Source organism: Rhizobium sp. SG741, from assembly GCF_012275435.1.
Taxonomy (GTDB): Bacteria; Pseudomonadota; Alphaproteobacteria; order Rhizobiales; family Rhizobiaceae; genus Rhizobium; species Rhizobium lusitanum.
In genome coordinates this window covers 19991-44172 of the sequence record NZ_JAAZQP010000020.1, presented here as the reverse complement: position 1 = coordinate 44172, position 24182 = coordinate 19991, and the positions used below count along the sequence as shown (strand labels likewise).

Below are 24182 nucleotides of genomic sequence, written 5' to 3'. Positions count from 1 at the left end.
GACTCTGTAACCCGATTATTCGGGTGTATTGGTTTATTTTTCGCTAACGCAGAGTAATAAACAAAGGTGCAAAAGTTACTTCGCTAGATCTTTTGTATTTCGTCGAAATATTGCCTTGAATGCCGATCAGGCGACGAGCCGGCGTCTGATGGCGTCGGCAATCGCCTTGGTCCGGTTGCCCGCCTTCAACTTCTTGGCTGCCGAAATCAGGTAGTTATTGACGGTATTGACGCGGTAGCCGGTTGCCTTCGCGATCTTTTCGCTCGTCAGGCCAAGGCTTGCCGGCGACAGGCTGGCGATCTCACGTTTGGAAAGCTTGAGTTTAGCCGAGTTCGTCTGCGACGCCATCCCAGTGGCGCAGCCGTCGCTCTTGCAAACAAGAATGCCCGCATCGTCTGGGCGCTCATCTCCGGGAACGAGGACATATGGGATATGTGGAGCAGTTTGCGAAGCCATGGCCTGAAGTAATAGGAAGAAGTTTACACGCCTGACAATTGCAGCAAAATGGCAGTAGATGGAATACGGTCACCACCGTTGCTTCTCAAACCTGATGTCTGGATCGGCACGGCTTCGGCCAATGTCTTGGCTGTTGGTTTCCACGCAGAACTGAGGCTGCTCGCTAAGCTCAAGGCCGGCAGCCATGACATTAAGGCCGAAATCATCTGTCTGTTTGCAGCAAAGTTGCTTGATTTCGTCCGTAATCCCTTTTCCATTGCAAAAGCTCTCAATACATTTCCCGCCCTCGCCGGCGCGATCGCTCCGCGCCAAGATTGCCGGCACCTTTCTCGCTCTCAATGCGGGGCTTAGATTACGGCGCGGTCAGTATCCCCTGGGGAACAGCCGCCCCTGTGGCGTTCCCGCGACGAATTCCGCTGACAAGTGCTTCGCAGGGTTTAAGATGATCCACGCTTCGAAACGGGCGTCCAGCGAGACGGATGATACCCAAGCAGAGCAAGTCCATTGTCGCGCATGGCCTGCAGAAAGAAGTATTCAATACACTTCCGTATAGAGATTTTTCTCTTTTATATCAACCAGTAAAAACCTGCTCCAAAACAGCACGAGAGCTACCTTATAAGGTAAATAGGACAAAATAAGGGGCCGTGAAAGCCACGGTCGCCGGACATCACAAACAGTACTCGCCTTGGTGCGCATAGCGATCACCATCGAATGCAAAGGATGTTTGTGCCGGCTCGTGTCAAGGATCGACCTAGACGGTCATCGATCCCCGGGGGAGCCTATTTCGCCTGCTCAGGGTCGCGCTCATCTGCAGCCGTCTTCTTGAAGACCTGTGCACAAGCGCTCGCTCTGCGAGTTGGTTGCGGGCCTGGGGATTCCTTGACCGGGGCAAATCATGATTCAGTCCCGGGATGGCAAGGAAACGGCTCGCCTCCCCTGAGCATGCCGATACGCTTTCGCTGGAGGCACTGCGAAGCTTGGTTGTTGACTCGAGACATGAATTAACCCGGTTTTCTGCTTGATCCTGAGCAGGCCAAGCTTCAGACAAGGCAATGAAAAACATTGATTTTCATAGCAGTCGCTGAATCATGGCGAGATGGCAAACTGGGTGAATCTTGCACGCAATTCAACAGCTTGGGCTGACCATAAATGTGGCGGGCACCATGGTACCCGCCATGTCATTCGCAAATGGGTGCGCCTTAGTTAGCGGCCGGCGCCGCCTGGGTGGTCATGCATTCGGACAGGCCCATGAAGGCCTTCTCGCCGCCCGCAAGGCTGAAATCGGCAGTAGTGCTGTTGGCCGTCAGGCTCAGCGACTTGCCGCTGGTCAGTGCCATGACGGCCTCGGTCGTGTTCGGGACGTCGATCGTTGCCGTTGCTGCCGTGTCAGCAGTCGACGAGAAATTTGTGGCCGTGCCACCATCGATCGACCAGGAGCCGGTCACCTGATCGCCCTTGGCGAAAGTGAACTTCGAAGAATTGGCAAACAGGACGACCTTGTCGCCAACCGCGAGAAGACCGACGCCTGTGGCGGGGTTCTGAGCGAGGCAACCGGTGAAGGTGTCGCCCTCTTTCAGCGGCGTGACGGAGAAATCGGCAGCATCGACGGACGCAGTGGTCAGAAGCATGGTGGCGAGGGTCATAGTTGTCAGGTGAAGTCTGTTCACTGCATTTCCTTCATGAGCGCGGGGAAAGCGATTAAGCGCTTGGTTACAAAAAAACCGCGACCCCGGTTTGGACTGGACGGAGAATCTTCGTTCAGCGAAACGGAAGCCTCGCCAAAGCCCTCAGCGGTTGTCGCCCGGATTGTCGTTTCCACTTATAAGCCCGGCAAAATTGGTTCACTCCAATACTTAAACAGAAAGTACCGGATATTTTCGCGGTTCATTTCTGGGCTGATTTGCTGTTCTTGACGGTCGAACGCTTCTCTGGGTAACGGCGAGCAGGAGCCTCTATGGATTGCCGCTGCATCGCCAAATTGATCGCACAACACAACTAAATCCTCAGCACGATCCGACATAAACCGAGAGTGCCACCCATTCTGCTCCACGCACCCTTACAAGCCAGCGACCATGCAACGACCTTTCGAAGGCGTGTCCTGACTCCCTATGCATCGCCCGCGAGCGCGGTCGGCTTGTCGGCAATTCAACACCATACTTGGTTTGCTCCGAGGCCCAGATCTCACGAAGTCGATAATGGCCCATCCGGCAAGAAGCCGACAACCCATTGTAGCGATAGGCCGCCACTAACCACTTTCGAAGTAGATGGCTTCGCGCGATTTCCTCCATAGAGGCTCACTGACGCATATTCTGCGGTTGCGACGTATCAGCGCCTGCCTCACACCAGAAAACGCGCTGTGCGGCCTTCCATTATGGTCATAAAATACGCTTGCAAAGGTACCTTTTCTTATGCATTCCTTATCTGTACAAACGTCGATCAAGATGGACCGATAAATCGATGGCGAAAGCAGCGAAGGCCGAGCCCCCTCCCCCGACCCAAAGGCTGATCGGATATGCCCGCGTTTCGACAGAGGACCAGCTCAATGACGCTCAGGTCGACGAGTTGCGCGCCGCCGGTTGCCACCGCATTCATCAAGAGCACGGATCGGGAGCCTCACGCGCAAGGCCGGTGCTCGCTAAACTGCTGAAAGAACTTGGCGCCGGCGACGTGCTGGTCGTCGTTCGTCTCGATCGCTTGGCACGATCGGTCAGCCATCTGCTTCAAGTGATCGAAGATCTCGAGAAGCGCGGCGTGCATTTCCGCTCTCTGCGCGATCCGATCGACACGTCGACGCCGCAGGGGATGTTTTCCCTCGAGGTGCTCGGCGCCATCGCCCGGCTCGAGCGTGCCCTCATCGCGGAGCGGACCAAGTCCGGCATGAAAGCCGCCAAGGCGCGTGGCAGGCTGGCTGGCAATCCCGGGCTTCGCGAACGTCGGCCGGAGGCAGTGCGTGCGGTCTCAGCCGCTCGCGGCCGCGCCTATCTGGACGAGTTGATTGCGTCGGCCCAGACATGGCTGCCGACCGTGCGCCAGCTACGCCCGCAGCATAATTGGGACGACATCGTTCGGATCCTCAATCGGAAAGGCCACGACTGGACAGCTGAGCGATTGCGCCGGGCGGTCCAGCGGATGGTGCGCGAGAAACTCGTCGAGTCGGACTTGATCAAGCGCTCCCCTCGCCGCCGGCCCGAGGATCATCTGATGCGGCTGGTCGCCGGGATCGCCATCGCCGATCCTGATCTGTCGCTGCGCGATATCGCTGCCCAATTGGACCGGATGCACCAGCCACCAGCACGTGGCGGTCGGAAGTGGCAGCCGTCTTCCGTCAGGGCGCTGCTCGACGAAGCTCGCCGCTTCGGATTGATCCGCGATTGAGCCCCTAGCGGAGATCGGAATAAGATCGGTCAGAAGCCGCACGCTAGGCTCAATTTTTCGCTTCCAATGAGGGCGGCAACACGACGGATAGCGCCGCGGGCTCATCAATCTATGCTTCAACTCCGGAGCGGTGCTCGCCCGTGGCGGCTTTGAACACCTCACGTGGAGCATCAGCGTTCATTGCGGCAATGCCAATCCCAACGATGAGATCAGGCCAGGCCGGCGACCGCAGGAATGCGGTTATCAGCCCTGCTACGATGATTGCGATATTGGCGATCGCATCGCTTCGAGCAGACAGGCAGGCTGCCTTGGTGAGACCGCCTCGATAGCTTCGGCACGGCGCTGACAGGAAAGCACAGAAAGGTTGATTATCAGCGCGCCGGCGCCCGTCGCGGTCGGGGATAGCGGATCGGGCGGCAACAGAGATTGAAGCTTGGTCCAGGCGGTCCACAGTGTTGCAAGCCCTCGCGCCATCAAAAGTGTGGCCAGCAGCATACCGAGCCTTGCGCGATTTCGAGCGCTCCAACCCGGTCCGATCACAATCAACGTGTTAACCGACGCATCCTCAAGGAAGTCCAAACTATCTGCGAACCTTCTTGCTTGAACTAGATCGAGCAGTTGCGCTGGAGCTATCAATGGACCGTGCGCCACGCCGACGACAAGTCGCCGGGAGGGTTGCTGGACGGTGAAAACGGGTGGCGTCCGAAGGGAAGCTTTAAGTCAACCCACGCAATGAACGGCTTCTCATTCGCCTGCGACGGCGCCCACAAGACTTGGACCGCATCCTTTGTGTCGTTCCGCGCCACGGCATCCGCTCTCTCCATGATGGCGGCCCCGATAGTTGCCGTCAGCGCGAGTAGAAAACCCAACCGAGCCGGATCCTCTTGGCTTTCCTTTCCGCTCGAGACCGCATTCGCACATTGACCGCAAATGAGCCGCACCCTTTCCTCGACACATTGGAATCGAAATTGGGTCCGCGCAAAGCAGCGTTCGCAGAGGTCTTGCAGCCTTCGGCGATGTTTCCGCCAAACCGCCGTTTCGACATGAGCCCATTCGCGACGAAGATAGTGATCCCGGCCAGCTGACACGTGCTCATCAAGGCAATCAGGGCACCCCCTGCTCACGGCGATCTGCAATATACCGGTCTATCGACATCAGCGATTAGCTCAGAATCATTTGCTCAATTTCGGCGATTCTTAATCTGGCCGCTCGCGCGATCTGAGGACCAGAGGATCCGGGCGAAAATCCCGCAACTCGAAACTTCCGAACGCCGGCGGCCAATCCTCATGCCCTAGCCAATGCTCGATTTCGCCCGACGCGCATCCAGAGCGACAAGCCACTCCGGCCTGCCAGGACAAGGTTAGCTCGTCAGCGTAGGACCTCCGCGATCGCCAAGAGGAGGATTTGCATCACCGCACCGATCGCCACTGTAGCAAATGCTCCGACCGTCGAACCATAGCCACAAGCGGCAACACAAGGTCCTGGCGGCTGAAGCCATCCGCGGCGATACATCCACTACCGTTGCGGATGGCGTCGTTAGCAACGGTTTCCATCAACCGGAATATGCGCCCAGTCATGCCATCCGCAAGCTCGAGAACCCGCAGACGAACCGCCGGAGATGTCACTGCCGATGCCGGCATGGGGGAGAAATGGACGCCAGACTGGAATGAAGCTACGTCAGGCGCTGATTATTCCACCGGCGCTCCAGGCGTAACGGATCGAATGTCCAGCGAGCTGCGGGTCCGTGACAAGCGCTCACCGGGCACGATCGATGCCCGTATAGATCAACGGCACCTTCAGGTCGGCGGCGAGGAAGCGGATCACATTGAGGAAAATCCGCAGCTGGCGAAACGCGCCGGTCAGCATTGGGTGGCTAGCGTCGATAGCAAGCATTCGCACGCCCATCCTGCGCATCGGGCCAACTCAAACTTTACAGCTGTAAAGTCCCGGCTACTGCGAGGGGAGGGGACGGCGCAACTTTACAACTGTAAAGTCTTTGCAGCGACTCAAGGCGACTGCCACAGAGCTGAGTAAGTTGAAGCCAGCGGAGCGTTTATTTTTCATTAACTAAAAATGGCTTGTCGAATCGGACGACCTCTGCCAATCATGACGGAAATGCCCCCGCAAAATGAATAAAACCGTCAAGAGGACCGGATGCATCAGATGGTATCCAAAAGCGTCACAGATACCGCATCGAAAATCGGCGTATACACGTCGAAGCTTTCTGCGGAGCTCCGCGACATGCGCGAGGCGGTCTATCCGCCTGAAGCGCGAAAGACATTTTCAAAGACTTTCTCGACCGTCGATCTGGTTCGTCTCCTCGGCGTGCCCGAGAGCACCCTACGCCAACTCACTATCGAAGGAAAAGGGCCGCTTCCTGATCGAGCGGAGAACAACCGCCGTACCTACACGATCGAACAAGTTCGAGAACTACGCTCGTTTCTCGCTTCGCTGCGACCCGACGACGCCGGACACCTCGTGCCTCATCGCCGAAAGGGCGAAAAGCTCCAGATCCTTGCGACCGCGAACTTCAAGGGTGGAAGTTCAAAGACCACAACATCCATCCATCTTGCACATTTTCTCGGTTTGCAAGGTTATAGGGTCCTTTGTGTTGATCTTGATCCCCAGGCTTCGATGACCGCACTGTTCGGCATCCAACCGGAATTCGATCTCAACGATAACGAGACCACCTATGCTGCGATACGATACGACAACGAGCGACGTCCATTCCGGGATATAATCCAACCGACCTATTTCCCAGGCGTCGATCTCGTTCCCGGCAATCTCGAACTGATGGACTTCGAGTTTGATACACCAACCTATCTGACATCGAAAACGCGCGACGAGCTTGGTCTTTTCTTTGAGCGGATCAATACCGCGATAGCGAGCGTCGATGATCAGTACGATTTCGTCATTCTGGATACACCACCTTCACTGGGCTACTCGACGCTTGCTGCCCTGTATGCCGCAACGTCCCTCATAATCACTGTGCATCCAGCCATGCTCGATGTTGCCTCGTGCAATCAATTCCTGATCATGATCTCGGATCTTTCCGAAGTGCTCGCACAGTTCGGAGCTAAATTCGAGCATGACTTCTTTCGTTTCCTGCTCACGCGCGTGAACCCGAACGACGGCCCACAAAAATACATGGGCGGCGTGATGCGGCGACTGTTTGGTGACGACGTCCTTGTGGCCGAAGCCCTCGAATCCACGGCAATCGCCGGGGCCGCCGTCGCCAAAAAAACCCTTTATGAATTGGAAACAGGTGAGGTCGGCAGGGAAGCCCTCAAGCGCGCGCTCGAAAGCGCCGATCGGGTGAATTTCGAAATCCTGGCACTCGCTCACAAAATTTGGGGACGCAGCCCATGAAGAAGAGCATCCTTCAACGAATGGCCGAGGAGGCCGTCAATCGCACCGAGACGGTTGAGGCTGACGCCACTGAAAGGGCTGTCCCTTCACGACGGCATTCATCGCCTGTTATCGCCAACGTCGGAAAATCCCTTGCGCACCTTGGTGAGGACAGCATCCTGTCGATCGATCCGTCTAGAATCGATCGCTCACCCTACCAGGACCGATTCAACAACGATCACGAGGCCGAAGCCGAACTTGAGGCCTTGAAGGTTTCGATCGCGGCCGAAGGACAGAAAATACCCGTCCTCGTTCGGCCGCATCCAAGCAAACCTGACTACTACCAGCTCGCTTATGGCCACCGCCGTCTGGCAGCCATAAAATCCTTGATGGCGGACGCCGAACGACCAGAGACCGTCAAAATAAAGGCGCATGTCCGCAATCTCACGGATCGGCAGCTCATCGAAGAACAGGCTGTCGAAAATGGTGTGCGCGAAAACCTGACCTGGATAGAGCAAGCAATGTGGGCGGTTCAGTTAAAGGAAGCCGGCTTGTCTCATCGTGCCATTTGTCCGGTATTGGCTCTGTCTGAAGCGGCCGTGTCACACCTGTTTCGTGTCACCTCCGTCATTCCGGCTGACATCATCTTTGCCATCGGTCGCGCCAAATCCGTCGGTCGTCCGAAGTGGACTGCTTTCGCCGAGCTTCTGAAGGACGACAGCAAGATCGCCGCTGTTCGCCAGATCCTGGACACCACCGATTTTCTGTCGAAAGACGGAGCGGGCCGTATCGGGATGGCAATGGACAGGGCCAGTGGCATCATTCCTACAGAGTCGGACGAGTCGTCCAATGTGATCAACTTTACGCTCGGAGAACGGCTGTTCGGGCGTATGAAAAGTTCGTCCACAGGTACCACAGTCACTATCCCGAAAAAGCAAGATGCGTTCGCTCGCTGGTTGGCGGAGCGGATGCCTGAGCTCGTACGGGAGTACGATCATCAATTGGGCCGCGTAAAATGAGGTCTGGTAAAGCAGTCTATCTGGTTCAAAAGGAGCAATAGCGCAAAGAAAAAGGCCACCAAAACGTTCCCGTCGTGGAAGCCTTCCTCAAGTCCTTAAGCAAGATCGAGAATCGCATTTCCACGAATCACAGTCAAGAGTCTTGGCACCGTTTTTGGTGAGCGGATTTCTTTTGCCTTATGAAAGGTGAAGAAATGGAACGTGGACATGTCACGACGCCCTTTGGGCGGCGGTCGATGTCGTTTGCCTTGTTGGCACGGCAACGACAAATCAGCGAAGCAAAGCCTGAGACCAAGCGAAATAAATGGAAGCTCTTCAGGGCCATTTGCGAGGCTCGCGAGGAACTGAATGTGTCCGATCGATCTCTATCGGTCCTCGATGCTCTATTGTCGTTCTACCCGTCCGATGAACTCACTGCGAACAACGACCTCATCGTCTTTCCGTCGAATGCCCAGCTTTCGATACGCGCAAGAGGTATGACTGCAGCTACGTTGAGACGTCATCTGGCCGCACTCGTCGACGCTGGCCTTATCCTTCGCAAAGACAGCGCTAACGGCAAGCGATTTGCACGGCGGAGCAGGGCAGGGGAGATCAACGAAGCTTTCGGCTTCAATTTGGCTCCGCTGCTGGTACGCGCAAGGGAGATCGAGGGGATCGCCGCGAAAATCACAGCCGATCGGGAGTATTTTCACGCAACAAGAGAACGGATCAGCCTATGCCGGCGCGACATAACCAAGCTTATCCAGCTGGCGCTAGACGGTCACGTAGAAGGCGAGTGGGGCCTGATCCACGACCGGTTCCGCGCGTCCCTTGCATCTTTGCCACGCCGCCCGTCGCTCGAAGAGCTCCAATTTCTCCTCGGCCGTTTAGTTGAGCTTCGCACAATGATCGTCAAGCTCTTGGACGATCACGATAAAACGCAAAATATGTGCGCCAAAGAATCCCAAAATGAGCGCCACATACAGGATTCACAAACACAATCCATTTCTGAATCTGAAACCGTCCAGGACGCGCAACCGACCAAGCCTCTTGGTTCACCGGCCGCGCTTGAGGCCGTGAAAAAAATCCGCCCATCCGCCGACGACACTACTGGCGTGCCGCTAAAGTCGCTTCAGCCCTCGGTTCCATTAGATACTGTGCTTCGAGCATGCCTTGAAATCGCTCCCTACGGTCCGGGTGGAGAGATCCGGACATGGCACGACCTCCTGACTGCAACAGCTGTTCTGCGACCCATGCTTCAAATAAGCCCGTCAGCTTTCCATGAAGCCTGCCAGGTCATGGGACCCGAAAATGCCGGCGTCGCCATTGCGTGCATTTTTGAAAGGGGAGGTCATATCAACTCTGCAGGCGCTTACCTCCGCAACCTCACAAAACGAGCTACAGAGCGACAATTCACAATCAGACCGATGGTCTCAGCCCTAGTAAGGGCTAGGGCAGGCGCATCGTGAAACGGTCGCGCCATTGATAGAAAATCTCGACATCGTCTTCTAGCTCGACGTAACCGGCGCCGACTCACCGCTGACCAGGGAAGTGGCAGGTCTGCTGCTTCAATGTGCAAAACTGATCGATTGCGTCTTTCCGTAACCGCCGTTCCGGCACCACGTTGTCCTAGCCGCTGTAATCTGTGATCGGCTTTCCATGGATGAGCGAAGGGAGTTTCTCCATGGAGAGTACATTGGAGGTTCTAGCGACCACGAAGTCTGGACTTGAGGTTCACCGGCACTGGCCGGACGAGGTAATCAGGAGCAGTATATCATTATGTGATTATCCGGCAGAAGGATCGAAGGCCGAGTGAATGCTCTTCCATTCGTGGCCGAAGAGCTGGTCGCAGCAACGGTCTATCAGGCTACTTGCAGCGCTGGCATCCTCAAGCGCTCCAGCGAGCCGTCAACCACCGGGTCAACATACAAAATGCGATCGGGGAAGGATTCCACGATGAAGTCTAACCACGCCTCCAACCGCTTGGAGCGTTCGACTCCGCCATTCGACTCCTCACAAGGCGCGCAAGATCCGGTGTTGGCGATGACGCATGCCTTGGCTGAGGCCGCTTCGTCCGTCGCCATATCAAGTTCACGCCGACGATCGCTATCTTTGGCGATGCCACATGGTGGGCAGCAACCAAAGCTCGCCGGCGCGATGAAAAGCGTTACTGCACGAGTTCCCGGATCTTGTAGGCAACTTCCGTGCGGTTCGTCGCATTGAGCTTCTTCATGATGTTGCGGATATGAACCTTCACGGTGCTCTCGCAGAGGTTCATTTCATAGGCAATGATCTTGTTTGCCTTGCCGCGCCTCAGCGCCTCGGCAACGACAACCTCGCGCGGTGTAAACAGACTATCGAGGTAGCAATTCTTGCTCGCGGCGGGAGTAATCGACCCCTTGGCAGCCAGAATGCTGCTGGCAGGCACGAATACACCTCCCGCACGGGCAAGGGCCACCGCTTCCGCTGCGACCTTGACGTCGACACTGGTCGGAATATAGCCGCGGGCACCGCATTCCAGTGCTTGCAAAAGCTGTGCGAGCTCGTCGCTGTCGGCGCCGACGATCACGGGGCTGGCCTTGAATCTCTCCACCAAGGCGCAAATTTTCGTGCTGATTTCGGAGTCGGAAACTTTGCGTCCGCCAATCATGAAGAGAACGGCTGACGGTGCGACCTGCATGTCCCGTATCTGCCATTCCTCGAACGACGCTACGGTGACGATATTCATGCTGTCGTCATAGTCTGTGAGACTTCTTGAAAAATACTCGCGACCCAGAGCCCTGGAATCGATCAGAAGGACATAGTCCTCTGATTCTGCCGCGCCGGCGATGCCCGAGGCAACAAACGGCCTCAATGAATCCGGTGTTCGAACTGAAATGATGCGCGCTGCTGTTTCTGAAGCGAATTTCTCATTCGCTAATGACTGTCCGTTCATGGTCGATACCCCCAACCTTTAGTGTGACCTTTATTTTTCTTGTGATCGCCCGAATACTTCTATTCTTTGGATAGCAAAGCCCTTGTCTAAATTTCGGCATTGCTTCTTGCTTCATATTGTTCTCCTCAGTCTAGGTTTATCGTATTTTCGACCATTAGCTAATATACTTAATCTTTTTTAAGTGCATCAACATGCGTTGATAATAATCAAGGATGTTGTCACGTATTGACGCCGCTTATGAGGGGTGGTCATGGAGGTGATGAGATGTAGAATTGGGCCATCGGTAACATGATCCGGGCGTGATACGGTTTTCCGACGCAGCTTTGCTCGTGGCGGGAATCTGCTGCCAGAAATGTCGACAACAAGAAACCTGTAGTCCGTGTTTCACTGGCGAGTGGCCCTATATTGCTGACAGGCTGCGACAGCACCTCGGTGACAAAATCGAGCGATCGCAAGCGTCATTGCAGCCATCAGATATGCAGGTCAGCAATATCGTGTTTTCAAGAACTCGGGTGTTGCTAAGACTGTTCAAGATACGCCGGATTTCCGCAATTTCATCCGGCCCTTGCCATTTGCATCAGGGTAACGCGTTGCTCAAGACGCCGCTGCGCCTGGTCGACAACCACGGCGATGATGATGACCAGCCCCTTGATGACCATCTGCCAGAAGGATGATACGCCCATCATCACCAGCCCGTCGGACAGGATGCCGATGACGAAGGCGCCGATGATCGTGCCTCCGATCGTACCGCGTCCACCCGACATCGAGGTGCCGCCGAGAACAGCAGCCGCGATGGCGTTGAGTTCGAAGCTCTCGCCGGTCGCCGGATGAGCGGCCATCAGCTCCGACGAAATGATGATGCCGACGATCGCAGCACACAGCCCTGAGAACATATAGACGAAGATCTTCACCCCATCGACGCGGATGCCCGACATGCGTGCCGCGCGCTCATTGCCGCCGACGGCGAAGATGTGCCGGCCGATCGGCGTCGAGCGGGACACATAGGCGGCGATCAGCGCGAGAAAGATGAGTATCCAGATGGAAACGGGAAGGCCGAGCAGCCTGCCGGCACCGAAGACGTCGAAACCGGTCGTGTCGAACTCCGGCCTGCCGACCAGGTTCGGAAAGGTCTGGCCGTCCGAGGATAGCAGCGCGAGGCCGCGAGCAACGTAGAGCGTCCCGAGCGTTGCGATGAAGGGGGCAACGTTAAGCTTGGTGATGAGTAGCCCGTTGATGAGCCCGATCAACAGTCCGACGGCAAGCGTGATCAGGATGATCTCGTATATGTTGAAATAGACGGTGTATCCGATCGGCAATGCGACGCCATTGAGGATGAGGGCGCCCGCCACCATGCCGCACAGGCCGACGATCGAGCCGACCGAGAGGTCGATGCCGCCGGTGATGATGACAAAGGTCATGCCCATCGCCAGGAAGGCATTAAGCGCAACGTGCTTCGACATTAGAATCATATTCGCGGTCGAGGTGAAGTTCGGGGCGAAGATGGCGAAGAAGATAATGACGGCAAAGAGCGCGATGAAGGTTCTGAGTTTCATCAGCGTCAGGAGTGCCGAACCATTCGACCGCTTGGCCGCAAAAGAAGTAGAGGTATCTGCCGTCATGACGCGAGTTCCTTTGTATGTCCGTGTCCCTTGGCCGAAGCGGCGATGATGGCTTCTTCCGTGGCATCGCTTCTTTCGAAGACCGCGACCAGCTTGCCATTGCTCAAGACGGCGACACGGTCGGAAAGTGCCATGACCTCTTCCAGGTCTGATGTCGAAAACAGGATTGCCAGGCCCTTGCCGGCGAGCCTGCGCATTGTACGAAAGACATCGGCCTTGGCGCCGACGTCGATGCCCCGGCTGGGCTCGTCCATCAGAAGCACCCTGGGGTCTGTCATCAGCGCCTTACCAATGACGACCTTTTGCTGATTGCCGCCGGACATCGATGTCACCTCGAAATCCGGATTGGGTGCCTTGATCGACAGGTCACGGATCATGTCGCGCATGGCCCGCCTTTCGGCGCCGGCATCGATGTGAAAGAAGCGGGCGAAGCGTCCGAGGCTTGCGAGCGTCAGGTTGCTGGCAATGGACAGCACCTGCACCAGCCCCTCGCGCTGCCGGTCTTCCGGTATCAGCGCCAGGCCGCGCCGGATGCGGCGGGTGGTATCGCGTTCGCGAACCTCGACGCCGTCGATAAAGATCTTGCCGGTCGAATGCACGTGCCGACCCATGACGCATTCGAAGAACTCGCTGCGGCCCGCGCCCATCAAGCCATAAATGCCGAGAATCTCGCCGGCGCGAACGGAGAGCGAGACGTGATCGACGGCAAGGCCGCCGGTTGGGCGCGGCAGGCTGATCTCCTCGGCACGGAAGGCTTCCTTACCGATCGTGTGGCTGTCGCCCTTGGCAAAATCCTTGGCTTCCGATCCGATCATCGACCGGACGATCCATTTCGTATCGATATCGCGAACCATAGCCTGGCCGGTAATCTGCCCGTCGCGCAGCACGGTGATGTAATCACCGATCCGCATCAGTTCTTCCAGCCGGTGCGAGATATAGACGATTGCCACACCCTGCGCCTTAAGCTCGGCGATCACCTTGAAGAGAATGTCGACTTCCGCAGCAGACAGCGCCGATGTCGGCTCGTCCATGATCAGGATGCGGGCATCAAGCGAGATGGCCTTGGCGATTTCGACAAGCTGCTGCTGCCCGATCGGCAAATCCTCGATCATGGTCTCGGCATTGATGCCCGCGTCCAGTCTCTTTAGGAATTCATTGGCTTTGGTAATTTGCGCCTTGTGGTCGATGCCGAAGATGCCGCGCGTGATTTCGCGCGTCGCAAAAATGTTTTCGGCGACCGACATGTTGGCGAAGAGGTTGAGCTCCTGGAAAATCATGCCGATGCCGCGCGCTTGCGCGTCAGCCGGGCTATCGAAATGAACGGCTTCACCTTCAAGGATGATGCGGCCGAGGGTGGGCCGCTCAACGCCGGCGATAATCTTCATCAGCGTTGATTTGCCGGCGCCGTTTTCTCCAACCAGGACATTAACCGCGCCGCGCCGGAGCTCGAGATTGGCGCGCTTGACCGCAACAATTCCCGAATAGACCTTCGATACGTCTTCCAGGCGAAGGATGATGTCGTCCTCTGTCGTGCCGCCCATGGTCATTGACCCAACGCCAGCGCCGAAGGGGTGATCAGCGGAAGTTGACCGGAGGCTGGCAGCGGATACGCGCCGGTCACCGTGACGGTCTTGCCCACGAGGCCATCGCGTGGCAGGGCCGCGAGGAAGGACGTGTTTGCCTTCTCGTTGAATGCCTTGCCGAATTGCGCCCATTCAATCTGGTTTCTGAATTCATTGAAGTCGAGGAAATCCAGCGCGTCGCGCAGCGCCGTACCGCGGACTGCCGGGCCAATCTGCACCTTCGCGTCCGCCTTGCCGTCGTTATCCACATCGACGTCGAGGGTTCCTGCGCGAGAGGTTGTATCCGCGGCGACGATCTTGCCGCTAAGCTTGACCGCATAGGTCCAGGGCGATGAGGCCTGCTTGCGCGGATTTCCATATCTTGCGCCGGCCTCATCCGGGTTGGATGCGACTGCCTGCAACACCGTCTTGAAGTCGCCCGCACGCTTCTCAAGGTCGGGAAGCACTTGTGACTGCCAGATCGCCTCGACCTTGGTCGTCGGATCGAAGGCGGTCTTTGCTGCTTCCGCCGCCTTTTCCTCAGGTGTCGGCGTTTTGATGATCTTGCAGCCAGGCAGCGCTGCGACCAGCATGAGAGCCGCGACGGCGCCTCTGATCCTCAACATGCAATGCACCTCTATCTCACAGGAAACATATCTGGAGAGCGTGGGTTTTCCACGCTCTCCATGGTGCTCGGTCTGCCGTTAGTTCTTCAGCGCGAAGGTCTCAAGCTTGTCGGCATTGTCCGCGTTGATGAGGACGCAATCCATCAATTGCTTCTCATCCTTCGGCACTGTCTTGTTCTTGATGTAGGCGTCGGCCTGCTGGACCGCGATCTGAGCCTGGGCATAGGCCGGCTGCATGACAGTCGCCTTGATGCCGCCCGCCTTGATCGAGTCGCGCACGTCGTTGGAACCGTCGAAGCCTACGACGATGACATCTTTGCGGCCGGCGGCCTGAAGGGCTGCGATTGCGCCCATCGCCATAGTGTCGTTGCCCGAGATGACGCCCTTGATGTTCGGGTTCGCCTGCAGGATCGTTTCCATCTTGGCATAGGCTTCGGTTTGGCTCCAATTCGCCGATTGCTTGGCGACCAGCTTCAGGTCCGGATAGTCATCGATGACGTCATGATAGCCCTGCGAGCGGATACCGGCATTGGTATCGGCTTCGCGGCCAACAAGTTCGGCATAATTGCCCTTCTCGCCCATCAGCTTGACGAATTCCTGCGCGCCGAGCTGTGCACCTTGGTAATTGTTGGAAACGATCTGGGCGACGGCGATACCAGTGACGTTGATTTCGCGGTCGATGAGGAAGGCGGGGATGCCGGCATCCTTGGCCTTCTTGATGGCGGCAACCGTCGCGTCAGCGCCGGCATTGTCGAGAATGATGGCCTTGGCGCCACGCCCAATGGCCGTATCGATGACCTCGGACTGCTTGTTCGCGTCGTCGTCATGCGACATGACGAGCGTGTCGTAACCAAGCTCCTTTGCCTTGGCTTCGGCACCGACGGCTTCGGCCTTGAAGAATGGATTGTCGAAGGCTGGCGTAATGATGGCAATCAGATCCGCCGAGAAGGCAGGTGCGGCCGTGCCCAGGGCAAGAACGCTGGCAAAGGCAGCAAGTGTCAGTCTGCGTGTCAGTTTCATGGTTTCCTCCCAGTTATGAAACAGGCCCCGTTCCCAGCGAGGCAGAAAAGGGAGGACTGACGCCCTCCCCAGGATCTCCTCAGGTAATACGCCGGATGCTTTCGGCGATCTCCTGCGGTTCGAAAACCTTCTTCCAGTCGTCGCGCATCAGGGCGGGGATGCCGAACTCGATTGCCTTGTTGCAGGCGTCGGAGAAGACGCCGTCGACTTCCTTGAAGATCACGGCACCGAGAACATTCATATGGCCGAGCAGGAAGTCGCGGGCAGCTTCTGCCGGAACGCCGCGGGAAACACATTCATCCATGGCCTGACGCATGACGACGAGCAGCGAGGCGCAAACCGTCTCGGAAAGGCCCGGCTCCAGCATCGCCATCTGCTCGACGGTCACGCGGTGCGAGCGCATGACGGGTGCCCAGATGACCTTGGCGATTTCCTCGCCGAGCGCATAGGCGGTCTCCGGCCCCTGCATCAGGGCCGAGACGATGTGCTGCTTGGCAAACAGGCCGCCGAAATGGTCCTTCTTGGCCTGCATGTCCGTCTCGTCGTTGAAGATCGGCGGGTGGCATGGATGGGTGACGAAATAAGTGAGATCCTCGCGCTGCGGCAGATGGCCCGCAAAGGGGGCGGCGGCGTCGAGAGCGACGACCATCGTTCCGGGCTTGAGCTTGTCGACGATGCCGGCGGCGACCTTGCCGATCGCCGTATCCGGAACTGCAAGAATGACCACATCGGCGCCGTCGAGTGCTACCTCCGCCGGTACGCAATCGATAGCAAGGTCATTCTTCAGCCGCGCTTTGCCGGCGTCGCCGACCTCGACGTGGCGCACGTCGAAACGCGAGCCTTTCAGATTCTTGGCGAGCCGGTAGCCCATTTTGCCGCCAGCGCCGAAAAGAGCAATTGCAGTCATATCTTCCTCGCCTGTCTCCCATTCGTGGAATGGAGCACATACTGGTGTGATGAGTCAATCACCATGTCAGATGATATCTTTCGAGGCGCCGCCGAAAGGACTTGTTGATTATGGGATGGCCCGCCCTTCCGCGTTCTGTCGCAAACTCGAAGCTGCGACGCGGAAATGGTTCTGCTCAGTTTTCACGCGGCCAAGATTTCAATGCCCCGCGAAGGCCGCGCCGGGCACGACATGCCGCTGCGACCGACGTTAGGCGCGCTGGAGAAGTTCAGCCGGCACTATTGGCCTGTGGGGATGTCAATTGAAAGCTGACTGAAAGGTTGCGCGTGCGAAGCTACCTGGCTTCGTGGAGGAAGCTCATGCCAAGGCGGTGACCAGGTGTCGCCGCGGCATTCAAACAGGAGGAGACATCTATGCGTTCATCGCGCGCGCTTATTCATACCGCAGCCCTTTCTCTCATCATGACCGCCGTTTCCCTCGGCGCGACAGCGGCGCACGCCGCCGACAAGATTTCCATCATGGTGGGCGGCTACGAGAAGCAGATCTATCTGCCGGCCAAGCTTGCCGAAGGGCTCGGCTATTTCAAGGATGAAGGCCTCAATGTCGAGCTCCTCAACGAGCCGGCCGGTGTCGATGCGGAAAACGAAATGCTTGCCGGCGCGGTTCAGGGTGTCGTCGGCTTTTACGATCATTGCATTGACCTTCAGGGCAAGGGCAAATTCGTCGAATCCGTCGTGCAGTTCAGCCAGGCGCCGGGTGAAGTCGAGCTGGTGTCGGCCAAGCATCCGGAGATCAAGTCGCCCGCCGATTTCAAGGGCAAGAACCTTGGCGTCACCGGCCTCGGTTCCTCCACCAATTTCCTGACGCAGTATCTGGCCGTCAAGGCCGGTCTGAAGCTTGGGGAATTCACCTCCGTTCCGGTCGGCGCCGGCCAGACCTTCATCGCCGCCATGCAGCAGGACGCCATCCAGGCCGGCATGACGACTGAGCCGACGATCTCGCGTCTGCTGAAGACCGGCGAAGCCAAGGTCCTCATCGATATGCGTACCATGGCCGGAACGAAGGCGGTCCTTGGCGGCACCTATCCGGCCGCGTCGCTTTATATGGATGCGGCGTGGGTCGACGCCCATAAGGACGAAGTCCAGAAGCTCGCCAACGCCTTCGTCAAGACGCTGCATTTCATCAACACCCATTCCGCTGCCGAGATCGCCGACAAGATGCCGAAGGACTTTTATGTCGGCGACAAGGAGGGTTATGTGAAGGCGCTCGAAAACGGCAAGGCGATGTTCACACCTGATGGCGTGATGCCGGAAGATGGTCCGAAGACCGTTCTTGCCGTGCTCTCCGAGTTTTCGAAGAATGTTCAAGGCAAGACGATCGACCTGTCGAAAACCTATACGACGGCGTTCGTCAAGAACGCCAAGTAAGTGATGCTGCTCCGCTCTCGGTGTTGACCGGGAGCGGTTTCCGTCCGGAAATTTTTCGTCATCCCCGGCCGCACGTCAGCCAATCCGCTGTAGCCAGATCCTCGGTCTCGTCATTGTCGTGCGCCGACAACAGCACTGGATCGCTAACGTTACCAACATTTGGGCCTTTTGCTCAAAGCGATTTCATTCGAAATCGGCTACGGCACGAAAGTGGGGTTCGCGCCGATCCACACACGGCTCCCTGCTCTGCTCGACGAATTCGAGAAGGGCAGGGCGTGCGCAATGCGGTGAACTCATCCTTGAGCTCCGTGAGGGTCTTCAGCTGCGCTGCTTGCCCCGAAGCCCATCGCTGGTGGAATGCGCCTGTACAGGAACCGCCCGCGTCATGCCGACCGACGCCACGGCTAGGACCTGATGCGGCCTACAAACCACCTCTTCTATATGCTGCGTGATGCTCGGCAGGATCTCTGTCAAACTGCCGGCTTGAAAAATCCGCCGTCAAAGAGACGCAGATCACGGAGCGGCTTGGCGGGACATTATCGCACCGGCCAGGCGGGTCTTCTCCTCTGTGCATGTAAGGCAATCATATTTCTATTGCGGTCTACGGTGACTGATGCGCGCATTCAACCAAACACCCAAGACGGCGATGATGGGGGTCGCGAAGCTCAAACCCCACTTCCAGAGTGTAAACCCTAGTCCCAGAGTCAGCGAGCCACGCGGCCACGCGTGATAGGAATCAGCACAAAGCTCGTCGTTACTGCACGAGTTCCCGGATCTTGTAGGCAACTTCCGTGCGGTTCGTCGCATTGAGCTTCTTCATGATGTTGTGGATATGAACCTTCACGGTGCTCTCGCAGAGGTCCATTTCATAGGCAATGATCTTGTTTGCCTTGCCGCGCCTCAGCGCCTCGGCAACAACAACCTCGCGCGGTGTAAACAGACCGTCGAGGCAGCAATTCTTGCTCGCGGCGGGAGTAATCGACGCCTTGGCAGCCAGAATGCTGCTGGCAGGCACGAATACACCTCCCGCACGGGCAAGGGCCACCGCTTCCGCTGCGACCTTGACGTCGACACTGGTCGGAATATAGCCGCGGGCACCGCATTCCAGTGCTTGCAAAAGCTGTGCGAGCTCGTCGCTGTCGGCGCCGACGATCACGGGGCTGGCCTTGAATCTCTCCACCAAGGCGCAAATTTTCGTGCTGATTTCGGAGTCGGAAACCTTGCGTCCGCCAATCATGAAGAGAACGGCTGACGGTGCGACCTGCATGTCCCGTATCTGCCATTCCTCGAACGACGCTACGGTGACGATATTCATGCTGTCGTCATAGTCTGTGAGACTTCTTGATAGGCACTCGCGGTCCAGAGCCCTGGAATCGATCAGAAGGACATAGTCCTCTGATTCTGCCGCGCCGGCGATGCCCGAGGCAACAAACGGCCTCAATGAATCCGGTGTTCGAACTGAAATGATGCGCGCTGCTGTTTCTGAAGCGAATTTCTCATTCGTTAATGACTGTCCGTTCATGGTCGATACCCCCAACCTTTAGTTTGGCCTTTGTTCTTCTTGCGGCTGCCTGAATATTTCTTTTCTTGCGATAGAAAAACGTTTGTCTAAATCGAACCATTGCTTCTTGCTGTACGCTGCACTCTTTATTCGCGTTTATGTTGTTGCAGATTGTTACTCATGACGCAATGTATTTATTGAGTAAATGAATATATATAAATAATGTTTCGGGAGAGTTGCCACGCAGTTCTACGCCTATAGATGTACTCCGTAAGAGTAGTTTGATACCGAATTAGGCAGCGGCTTTCTATGATTGCAAAACAAGCGGTTTCGGCTACCTCTTAGCAAATGTAGTTCACGTAGCTAAAAGTATAATGTCTCCATCAGAACCGATTGGTTTTCACTATCTATTTGAAATCAATGGTTCATGTGTGAGACGGTCGACCAATCGACCGTTGGGGCCGACGGTTCCGATCCCTCAAGAGCTCGACTCTGATTGTTTACGCCGGAATGTCTGACGCAATGCCCATTTAGGATTCGGCGGGTCTCATTTGATGTTCGATCTGGCAATAGCTTTGACACAAGCAGGTCGACTGAAGTCGGTAACGAAAAAAATGCATCTGCCTCGTCTGCTAAACCTGGCAGCGATATGCCAGTTTCCCACTTGAAGGGCCAAACCGAAACGGACACTTGTGGGCGCCTTCAACGGCGATGTCCGGGTCCGATCCGATTGCAGGCCGAACATTCGGATGTGTGTGGCCGAAAGCAGGTTGGAGCAAGAATGTATGTTCTCAGAAGGCACCTTCACCTAGGTTAATTTGATAGCATCGCATATTATACTTTAGTTGTTGGCACTATTTCTGGGTGACCGTGTTTAAATAGTGTTGAAAGTCGTCAACGACGTCGAGAAGTGCCCGAATGTAACCATTCCTAGGCATTTTCGGGGGAAACCATTAATCCTGTTTCAATGAAGCTGGACTATTTTGTCTCCGATTGGACAGGCCATGAGGCGCCTGCGCTCGAGAGTCCCCTCAGCAGCTCGCGGACTGTTTTTGCAAAAAACCGCCGCAAGTACTCCAAAAATTCGGGTTTCGGCGAAGCGGGCTAGCGTCCCGGAGCCCCGAACGTAGGTTAGGAATTATGATTTTCTCTCTTCGCAATATACTCGTTGGAATTTTCCTTTTTCTCAGCCTTGCTCTGTGCGTGCTAACAGGATCGTCCATGCTCACTGCCTATCGCAGCGAGAGCACCTATGCCGACGTCTCGAAGTTCACCATGCTCGACCGCGCGTTCTTCCAGGCGCTGGCTAACTTCCGCAACGAGCGAGGTGACGGCTCGTCGCTCGCCAAGCTCGAGCTTGGCACTCAGGACGCAACGCTTGCCTTGTTGAAAACAGATCGGCCCATCGTCGACAAATATATGGCTGAGGCAAAGTCGGTCTCTGCGAACATTGACGACGAGACCCTCAAAGCGCCGATTGCCGACGTCATGAGCGCCTACGATCGGGTCGTCGCATTCCGCTCAAAGCTCGACGGCGAAGTCGCCAAGAAGCTCGCCGATCGCGATCCAACGCTGCAGGCAACCACGCTGGACCTCGGCCAGCAGCTCCTAACCGCGCTAGAAACAGGTTCGGCCGCCGTCGAGAGCCAGATCCGCGCGCGTGACCCCTCGATGGCGGCTATGATCCAGATCCGCGCATTGACATGGTATACCCGCGCGACAGCTGGAGCGGCGAACCTCCTGTTCGTCAACACGCTCGCCTCGGGCGAGGCGATGAAGCCGGAGGACGTCAGCAAGATCCAACAGTTCGATTATGCTGCGAACTTCATCTGGGGGCAGATCGGCACCCTGGTCAACCATCAGTCAACGCCCCAGGTTGTCAAGGACGCCTACAAGGTCAGTAATGCGACCTATTTCGGCGGCGACTTTGCGGCGAAACACAGTGCATTGCTTGCGAAGTTCGCAGCCGGTGAGAAGAAGGCGATGCCTCTCGACGACTGGCGGCCTCTCGGCAACGCCGCCCTTCTCACGATCACAAACACCGCCGCTGCCGCCGCGGATGGCATGGTGGCCAAAGCAGCCGCGAGCCAGAATGATGCATTCATCAGCCTGATCGCCTACGGGCTTACCTTCCTTGTCGCCGCGGTTCTGAGTATCACGGGCATCTGCGTCATCCTCTTCCGCGTCACCAAGCCCGTCGGCGCGCTAACCAATTCGATGACGACGCTCGCCCGAGGCGACCTCTCGGTCTCGATCGGCGGCGTCGAGCGGCGCGATGAGATCGGCGCCATGGCGCGTTCCGTACAGGTGTTCCAGCAGGCAGCCCTGCGCAACAAAGCGCTGGAAGCCGAAGCTGCCGAGGCACGCGTGACATCGGAGCGTGAACGCGTCGAAGTCCAACGCCGCGCCGAAGCCGAGGCCGAGCAGAGGCTGCTGCAAGCAACAGGTTCGCTTGCGACAGGTCTGCGTCATTTGGCATCCGGCAACCTGGTCTGCGAGATCGAAACGCCGCTCGCTGAGCAGTTTGAAGCGCTGCGCCAAGACTTCAACTCGTCGGTCAGCCAGCTTCGCGCCGCCATGTCCCGCGTCGGCCAGGCCGCGTCGCTCGTAAACGGCGGCAGCTACGAGATCTCGCAGGCTTCCGATAACCTCTCCAAGCGCACCGAGCAGCAGGCCGCATCGCTGGAAGAGACGGCGGCAGCGCTTGAAGAGGTGACGGCCAACGTTCAGTCGACCTCCAAGCGAGCTGGCGATGCGCGCGACTTGGTACGCGGTGCCCGATCGCGGGCAGAAAACTCCAGCCAAGTCGTCAGCAATGCCGTCAGCGCCATGGGCAGGATCGAGCATTCCTCCAAACAGATCAGCCAGATCATCAGCGTCATCGACGAAATTGCGTTCCAGACCAACCTGCTTGCGCTTAACGCCGGCGTCGAGGCGGCGCGTGCGGGCGAAGCCGGTAAGGGCTTTGCCGTCGTTGCTCAGGAAGTGCGCGAACTTGCTCAGCGCTCTGCCAATGCCGCCAAGGAGATCAAAGCCCTGATCGGCAACTCCGAAGTTGCCGTTAGCGAGGGAGTGAAGTTGGTCAACGACACCGGCGAGGGCCTCGCGGCTATCGCCGACCTCGTCCTGCAGATCAATCATCACATGGATGCGATCGCCACCGCCGCCCATGAACAGTCCATGGGTCTGTCGGAGATCAACAGCGCCGTCAATCACATGGACCAGGCGACACAGCAGAACGCCGCAATGGTGGAAGAGATGAACGCGGCTGGCGCAGGCCTCGCCGAGGAAAGCAGCCGTCTCGGCGAACTTCTGAGTGCATTCCGCACAGGCGAAACCGAGCGTAGGGAGCCGCAGGCGAGGGCCGTCGCACGGCCTGCCCCAGCCCCGACAACGGGCCGACTTGCTGCACGCGCCGCTCCGGTCACGCAGGGTAATGCCGCGCTGAAGCATCTCCAGCAGGAGTGGTCGGAGTTCTGATGGTCTGAGGTCAAGAGAGGCACTCAAGTCTTGTTGCGGTTAACGCCCAAAGGATCGCCCCGGACAAATCGTCCGGGGCATTTTTGCGTTGCCGTTTCAGCCACCCCTAACGCAGACTTCATCTTGATGCTTATCGCCATCGAGATTCCATCATCTGGTTATGGTAGCTTATGTGATTGCCGAACGTAAGTTCGGAGCCTTTCAAGAGCTTCGGTTGCCATACAGCAGAACGACCGTTCAATTTCATTTAACTGCGTAAAGCTATTGGTTCGGCGAGCAGTTCCACTCTCAATCGCCATGACGTATCGGCGTGGTGCGGAGGCGATTGGGCGATCATCGATCCGCTCCGGCAGTTTCACAGTGCGATGACGTCCGGCCGCAGCACCTTAAACTTCAAGTCAGTGTGTCCTCGCGAGGCAGGCGATCAGATAATCATGCCACAGATGAAGCCATCGGCGCTTAATTCGCACGGGGACAGTGGTGCTTGCGAACGACCGTGGGCAATCTGGAGCCTACAGTCGCAAAGATCCTTGCGAGGTTCTGTTCGAACGTGTCCTGGATATCGCCGCGGCCGGGACCGAGCGTCCTGATGCGCTGTCGCTGCACAGGGCGGCCAGTCAGGAACAGGCGACCATCGCGCATCGGGCCGAGCAGGACGGCGCTGGCGGCCGACAGATAAGCATTCGGATAGAGATATTTGGCGATGCGTACAGCATGGGTCCGTATTGTCTGGTCTATATCGTCGTTAGCATCGACATAGATGCCGCGCATGAGGTGCACGAGCTTACCGGCCTCCGCTTGGCGGTGACCGCGCTTTTTGTCAATATTTTCGCCGACGAGATGAAGAGGCATATATGTAACTATCGCGTATTTCGAATACGCGATAGTTTCACAATGAAAATCTCCAATCGTGTCGGCGTTATCGATA

18 protein-coding genes and 2 pseudogenes are annotated in these 24182 nt (G+C 57.1%); 7 read left to right on the top strand and 13 right to left on the bottom strand.

The genetic code is table 11. The features are described 5' to 3' along the window. Positions 1 to 126: 126 nt before the first annotated feature. Positions 127 to 348, bottom strand: a complete 222-nt coding sequence (locus tag FHT29_RS31990; RefSeq protein ID WP_047562998.1) for a LuxR C-terminal-related transcriptional regulator — start codon at positions 346 to 348, stop codon at positions 127 to 129. Between the two features lie 156 nt (positions 349 to 504). Between FHT29_RS31990 and FHT29_RS31985 the strand changes: the two genes are divergently transcribed. After that, positions 505 to 807 (top strand): hypothetical protein, encoded by a 303-nt coding sequence (locus tag FHT29_RS31985; protein ID WP_131512317.1) that lies wholly within the window; start codon positions 505 to 507, stop codon positions 805 to 807. 848 nt (positions 808 to 1655) lie between these two features. Here the strand turns inward: FHT29_RS31985 and FHT29_RS31980 are convergent. Then, positions 1656 to 2123 (bottom strand): hypothetical protein, encoded by a 468-nt coding sequence (locus FHT29_RS31980; RefSeq protein WP_037200146.1) that lies wholly within the window; start codon positions 2121 to 2123, stop codon positions 1656 to 1658. A 790-nt stretch (positions 2124 to 2913) separates the two neighbouring features. On the opposite strand from FHT29_RS31980, the gene FHT29_RS31975 reads away from it, so the two are divergent. Further along, a complete protein-coding gene (locus FHT29_RS31975) occupies positions 2914 to 3831 on the top strand; it encodes a recombinase family protein (RefSeq protein ID WP_047562994.1) in 918 nt (305 codons plus the stop codon). A gap of 109 nt (positions 3832 to 3940) precedes the next feature. On the opposite strand, the pseudogene FHT29_RS34810 reads toward FHT29_RS31975, so the two are convergent. Next, positions 3941 to 4422, bottom strand: a pseudogene (locus tag FHT29_RS34810) (cation transporter); the annotation flags it as partial. Between the two features lie 1164 nt (positions 4423 to 5586). Beyond that, a complete protein-coding gene (locus tag FHT29_RS31970) occupies positions 5587 to 5736 on the bottom strand; it encodes a TniB family NTP-binding protein (RefSeq protein WP_281408412.1) in 150 nt (49 codons plus the stop codon). Between the two features lie 249 nt (positions 5737 to 5985). On the opposite strand from FHT29_RS31970, the gene repA reads away from it, so the two are divergent. The 3 genes from repA (at position 5986) to repC (ending at position 9646) form a co-directional block, all read left to right on the top strand. Further along, a complete protein-coding gene (gene repA / locus FHT29_RS31965; RefSeq protein ID WP_037200148.1) occupies positions 5986 to 7200 on the top strand; it encodes a plasmid partitioning protein RepA in 1215 nt (404 codons plus the stop codon). Beyond that, positions 7197 to 8198, top strand: coding sequence for a plasmid partitioning protein RepB (repB, locus tag FHT29_RS31960; protein ID WP_168600976.1), 1002 nt, complete (start codon positions 7197 to 7199; stop codon positions 8196 to 8198). The genes repA and repB overlap by 4 nt, the downstream gene beginning before the upstream one ends. A 194-nt stretch (positions 8199 to 8392) precedes the next feature. Further along, on the top strand, positions 8393 to 9646 hold the full coding sequence (gene repC / locus FHT29_RS31955; RefSeq protein WP_168600990.1) for a plasmid replication protein RepC: 1254 nt from the start codon (positions 8393 to 8395) through the stop codon (positions 9644 to 9646). Positions 9647 to 10039: 393 nt separating this feature from the next. On the opposite strand, the gene FHT29_RS31950 is transcribed toward repC, so the two are convergent. The 7 genes from FHT29_RS31950 to FHT29_RS31920 all read right to left on the bottom strand — a co-directional run bounded on the left by FHT29_RS31950 (position 10040) and on the right by FHT29_RS31920 (position 16846). After that, positions 10040 to 10261, bottom strand: coding sequence for a hypothetical protein (locus tag FHT29_RS31950; protein WP_037200152.1), 222 nt, complete (start codon positions 10259 to 10261; stop codon positions 10040 to 10042). Between the two features lie 83 nt (positions 10262 to 10344). Continuing rightward, on the bottom strand, positions 10345 to 10905 hold the full coding sequence (locus FHT29_RS31945; protein ID WP_246703194.1) for a response regulator transcription factor: 561 nt from the start codon (positions 10903 to 10905) through the stop codon (positions 10345 to 10347). A 761-nt stretch (positions 10906 to 11666) separates the two neighbouring features. Beyond that, positions 11667 to 12731, bottom strand: a complete 1065-nt coding sequence (locus tag FHT29_RS31940; protein WP_168600974.1) for an ABC transporter permease — start codon at positions 12729 to 12731, stop codon at positions 11667 to 11669. Next, positions 12728 to 14278, bottom strand: coding sequence for a sugar ABC transporter ATP-binding protein (locus tag FHT29_RS31935; protein ID WP_168600973.1), 1551 nt, complete (start codon positions 14276 to 14278; stop codon positions 12728 to 12730). Before FHT29_RS31935 ends, FHT29_RS31940 begins: the two co-directional genes overlap by 4 nt. Beyond that, positions 14275 to 14919: a DUF2291 domain-containing protein gene (locus FHT29_RS31930; protein WP_168600972.1), complete on the bottom strand. Its 645-nt coding sequence runs from the start codon at positions 14917 to 14919 to the stop codon at positions 14275 to 14277. Before FHT29_RS31930 ends, FHT29_RS31935 begins: the two co-directional genes overlap by 4 nt. 78 nt (positions 14920 to 14997) lie before the next feature. Then, positions 14998 to 15939, bottom strand: coding sequence for a D-ribose ABC transporter substrate-binding protein (locus tag FHT29_RS31925; protein WP_047562261.1), 942 nt, complete (start codon positions 15937 to 15939; stop codon positions 14998 to 15000). Between the two features lie 79 nt (positions 15940 to 16018). Beyond that, positions 16019 to 16846 carry a phosphogluconate dehydrogenase C-terminal domain-containing protein gene (locus FHT29_RS31920; protein ID WP_168599921.1) on the bottom strand — a complete coding sequence of 276 codons (828 nt, stop codon included), beginning with the start codon at positions 16844 to 16846 and terminating at the stop codon, positions 16019 to 16021. A gap of 413 nt (positions 16847 to 17259) precedes the next feature. Between FHT29_RS31920 and FHT29_RS31915 the strand changes: the two genes are divergently transcribed. Further along, on the top strand, positions 17260 to 18273 hold the full coding sequence (locus tag FHT29_RS31915; protein WP_037200160.1) for an ABC transporter substrate-binding protein: 1014 nt from the start codon (positions 17260 to 17262) through the stop codon (positions 18271 to 18273). Between the two features lie 754 nt (positions 18274 to 19027). Here FHT29_RS31915 and FHT29_RS31910 read toward each other — a convergent pair. Beyond that, the gene (locus FHT29_RS31910; protein WP_246703193.1) at positions 19028 to 19588 is read right to left on the bottom strand and encodes a response regulator transcription factor; all 561 of its coding nucleotides are present in this window, start codon (positions 19586 to 19588) and stop codon (positions 19028 to 19030) included. A gap of 1326 nt (positions 19589 to 20914) precedes the next feature. Here FHT29_RS31910 and FHT29_RS31905 point away from each other — a divergent pair. Next, entirely contained in the window at positions 20915 to 23254 is a 2340-nt protein-coding gene (locus FHT29_RS31905; RefSeq protein ID WP_047562144.1) for a methyl-accepting chemotaxis protein, read from the top strand. Between the two features lie 579 nt (positions 23255 to 23833). Here the strand turns inward: FHT29_RS31905 and FHT29_RS31900 are convergent. Then, positions 23834 to 24106: pseudogene (locus tag FHT29_RS31900) on the bottom strand (type II toxin-antitoxin system HipA family toxin); the annotation flags it as partial. Between the last annotated feature and the right edge of the window lie 76 nt (positions 24107 to 24182).